Origin of the sequence: Gemmobacter aquatilis, from assembly GCF_900110025.1 — a bacterium.
GTDB lineage: Bacteria > Pseudomonadota > Alphaproteobacteria > Rhodobacterales > Rhodobacteraceae > Gemmobacter > Gemmobacter aquatilis.
The window spans coordinates 17,086-21,282 of the sequence record NZ_FOCE01000014.1 but is presented as its reverse complement, the minus strand read 5'-3'; the positions used below and the strand labels follow the sequence as shown (position 1 = coordinate 21,282).

At 53.7% G+C, this 4,197-nt stretch carries 2 protein-coding genes and 1 pseudogene; 2 read left to right on the top strand and 1 reads right to left on the bottom strand.

Going from position 1 to position 4,197, the window contains the following annotated elements; all coding sequences use genetic code 11:
- On the top strand, positions 1–537 hold a 537-nt coding region (locus BMX43_RS17545; RefSeq protein WP_217643985.1), incomplete at its 5' end, for a helix-turn-helix transcriptional regulator.
- A 165-nt stretch (positions 538–702) separates the two neighbouring features.
- On the opposite strand, the gene BMX43_RS17540 is transcribed toward BMX43_RS17545, so the two are convergent.
- Entirely contained in the window at positions 703–3,837 is a 3,135-nt protein-coding gene (locus tag BMX43_RS17540; RefSeq protein ID WP_091303461.1) for an SIR2 family NAD-dependent protein deacylase, read from the bottom strand.
- 128 nt (positions 3,838–3,965) lie between these two features.
- Between BMX43_RS17540 and BMX43_RS17535 the strand changes: the two are divergent.
- Positions 3,966–4,197, top strand: a pseudogene (locus tag BMX43_RS17535) (HTH domain-containing protein); the annotation flags it as partial.

Genomic DNA, 4,197 nt, shown 5'->3' with positions numbered 1-4,197 from the left:
GCCGATCTGCTGGTGTCGCTGCTGCCCCGGATGATCCATATTAGCGCCGCCCCCCGGCTGGCGCAGCTGGTGCATTTGCTGGGCTGCGAGGCTATGCGCGATGACATCGGGCGCGACCTGATCCTGGAACGGCTGGTCGAGATCCTGCTGATCGAAGCTCTGCGTGCCGCGCCTGCGCAGGCTGCACAGCCGGGGTTGTTGCGGGGGCTTGCGGATGCACGGATCGCTGCCGCTCTGCGCGGTCTGCACGGGGATATCACCAGGGCCTGGACCATCTCCGATCTTGCCAGGACGGCGGGCATGTCGCGCTCGGCCTTTTTCGAGCGGTTCACCCGGATGGTCGGGGCGCGGCCCATGCAATATCTGACCACATGGCGCATGGCGGTGGCGCGCGACCTGCTGCGCCGGGGCAGAGTTGCGCTGGACGAGGTCGCTGCGCAGGTCGGCTATGCCTCTGCCAGCACCTTCAGCACTGCCTTCAGCCGGCACACAGGTCAGCCCCCTGGGAGGTTCATGAAAGGCAACGTGGGTAAGTAACGGCCCATTGCCGCCGATCAGCCTCAACGTGCGCAGCATGGCTGCATCACCGGAAGCCGTCATTCGACTGGTACCGCAGCAAGAGCCAGCACTACTATGGTAGTGCTGCGCCTCAAAGAAGGCGCAGACCGCTCTTCACCTTGCACCACACTTCGCTCGCGAAAGCTAGCTTATAATAATTGAGCTAGCTACAGGGCCGCGACGGTTGAAACGGACCCGGAACCTGACTTGCTTTCCAGAAGATAGCTCAGATATGTCGATTCCGTTCAATGCACTCATGTGAGCAAAAATTTGTCTAGGATAGCATCCTGACTGGATAAAGAAGTAGTCATCCCGAACTGAAGCCACCGAGCCAGTTTGCTGCGCGATAAACTGATCAATGATTCCTTCTTCCGGGTTAGGGCGCTTGCGATAGTCAGCGCTTGAGCGGGCGCTAACTTCATCAAACAGCCTCCGACATTCTTCAATCTTTCCCGCCCAGAAAAGATAGCAAGCATGGAAGAACCTAGCATCAAGTGCGTGATCCCCGACGCCGTAGCTAGCGCCGAAATGACCATCAATCTCAGGCGAGGTTGTTCGGTTGTATTCGATAAGCCTCAAAGCAAGCGCTAAATGGAGTTGCTTATCTGACGGAAATCGTTGCAAGCCAGAGCGAAGCGTATCGATGGAAACTTCGATCTCTCCGCCAGTTGCTTGAACTTGGGCGAGGCGCAGGAAAACACCTGCATTCTGCGATTTCAGCGACGTAGCTTGTTGCAGAACACGTTTTGCCCTAGCCTCGTCGCCGAGGCGCTGCCACAGTCTACCTTCCGCAGCCGGAAACTCTGCTTCTCCGGGGAACTCACGGCGCGCTTTGTCCAAGCGATCCTTCGATTCGGCCACTTTTCTATCGAACTCGATGATCATGTACTCTTTGGGATCTTCAGGAAGTGCGCGCAGAAGATCGATTACTTCGTCAATGAGAAGGTTACAGAAAGTCAGCGACTTTCTGGGGTCATTAATCGTGATTTCGTTAAGAAACCTACGTGACTGTGCTCTAAGCTGTTCCGCTCTTACTTGGGACACAGCAATATTAGCCTTGCGTCGCGAAACCTCCGCAAGCGTATGGACATATATATGGTTGTTTTGATCTAGAGTCCGAGCTGTCTGAGCCAATTCCTCTGCGGCATCCAGAGAACCCTTTGCGTGGTGCATCTCAAGGATCGCTGCCTGCTGAAATAGAAAAGCACTCTCCGGAAGTGCGGCGCTAGCGATTTCAAAGATTTTCCTTGCGTGCTCGATACTGGAAAAGCTCTTCGCTATATTTCTTCCCTTGCATATGTTTTCCAGAACTCGTCTATCTGATGAATACCCAGGATCCAGTCCTCCCACTATCCTAGATAGCTGTACAGAACGAGCCTCGTCGGTCTCGCAGACAGCGCGAAAGACAATTTCCGCAACGTGAGAATGACGAGTTTCGTAGCCTTGATCGCCGGTAAACCGATCAGCGGCTACGCGTACTATGTCCGTGAGGGGCTTGATAAACTCTGACTTGAAGTCATCAAAACGGATACCACTAATTCTCGAAATCGCTCCCGCTCTAGCCGTTACGCCGAACTGATGCATCGTGGCAATGTCAAGATACAAACTCCTCGCGGCGTCCCCTAGCACTCTGTTGAACTCATCGAGAATGATCTGCTCGAAGGGTTTACCTCGCGTCAGCTCATGAAGCGCAACAAGGAGTTGCCGGTCGGCGCGGTCTTTACTCAAAAAGGCCTCAATCTGCTCAGCCCTGCTAAGGTTTGTTAGCTGTCCAAGGCATCGGTGCCTTGCTAGGAGGTCAACCAAGTTCTCCACTTCACGCTCGCTTAACCTTCTCAACGTCGATGTAGTTGGCTGGAATGCATCAAGACCACTGCAGTAGGCTGCCCACTCTGCCTCGCGTTCAGACACGACAACTGTCACTTGGACGTTTTTTCTCTTTAAGGACTGCAGAGCTCGTTCAAGTTCTTCCGCATGAAGAGAAACGTGATCAACAAAAAGAAAAAGGCGCAATCCACTGAGAGACCAAAGCTCTTCAATAATCTCGGCCCTCAAGATGCCACTGGGCTTGAGCCACAGAACAAACTGATCCAGTGCCGTGGCTGCATCGAATGCCGCCCTGCGAAGTGCAATTGTTTTGCCTGATCCTGCTGCGCCCTCAAGGACAAACATTCGCACTGTGGCAGTCTCAGGATCAACATCCACCGCAGCGTATAGTAAATCTTCACCCAGCCTCCGTGAAAAATCGTATTTACGAATAATTCCCGACCAACCATGGTCGTATCCGGAGTAGAATCCCTCAGCCGAAACCTCATCAAAGGGCATTGCCGCATGAACATAGTCGAAGTCTCGATCAAGGGCTTCAACCAACTGATCAGATGGATGACCGTTTTTGAGGTGCTTCAGGTAGGGCCGGTTCCCGGTATCAGCGGGGGGGGCGAGAGCTCGAAAAAGTTGTGGAACGCTATTGTCCAAAGCGTCCATAAATCCAGAGAAGGTTGCCGAAATTACTTCGACCCCCTTCTTGTCCCAGAATCTGACATCATGCTCGTCTCCACCTGGTGAAACCATGTACCAACGTGGTCGACGGGCTGGATCTATCTTGTAAATAAGATCTCGGATATGAGGGTCGGCTATCCGGTAACCGATAAATATTAGCACGGAAGATTGCGCCCAATCTCTTAGGCGATTGAAGAGGAGGTCTCGCCCTTTCTCATAAGTCGAATAATGCTCATTTGAAAGCACCAGCGGCACATCGCGATCTAGGCGATGGTCCAGACAGCCATGAAGCTTAAGAAGAGGGACGGGACTTCTCTCATCTCTAAGCCGATCTTCATAGGGCTCATCATTCTTCACAAATGGGATGCAGGTCTGAAGCGCAGTTGTATTTAGAGCATATCCTAGCTCAATAAACCTGTCGTAGTTCGTTGTGGCTAGGCCACGCCACCGGAAATCAGCTAGACGCTCGTGCGATTTTGAGGTTGAAAAGTCTTTAAATTGGCGTGCAACTTCGTCAAAAACTTGAGGCTCTCCCGCCCCTGCGTTGATGGCCATTTCGGCAACTGTTGCAAGATCACGCTTCTCGTTCTTGGTCCCAAGAAACTTCGCCGCCAGATGATCTCGTAGTTCGTCGGCGCTTGGCGGGCGCCGACCGTCGGAGCTTCGGCACTCCATCGATGAGCCTGCGCCAAAAACGATTACCGCCCGTCCTTCTTTCACCGCTTCTGACAAAACGTGCGGAAGGTTTACCCTCAGCTTCGACTTGGCTGGTGCGGTCATTCTGATCCTCTAGTCTGTTGATTTCCACCCAGAAGTGACCCGGGTAGCGGCGTAATTTTCATTGAGAACTGACCCATGTGACACCTTCCCCTTGGCTGCTGGCAGCAGGGGACATTGGAGTGATCGGCATGGCCTTTTTGAGTATTATTCGGCGTTGGGCATTGCGGGAGCATCTGTCCATTCGGGAGATCGCGCGGCGGACGAAGTTGTCGCGCAACACCATCAGGAAGTATTTGCGGTCTGGGGCGGTTGAGCTTGAGTTCAAGGTTGCCGAGCGACCGAGCAAACTTGACCCCTTTGCGGCCAAACTGTCGGGCTGGCTGAAGACCGAGGCCGGGAAGTCGCGCAAGCAGCGGCGGA

Bases quoted from the DNA above. Each gene is read 5' to 3' on its own strand.
- BMX43_RS17540 (WP_091303461.1), bottom strand. From the start codon at position 3,837: ATGACCGCACCAGCCAAGTCGAAGCTGAGGGTAAACCTTCCGCACGTT.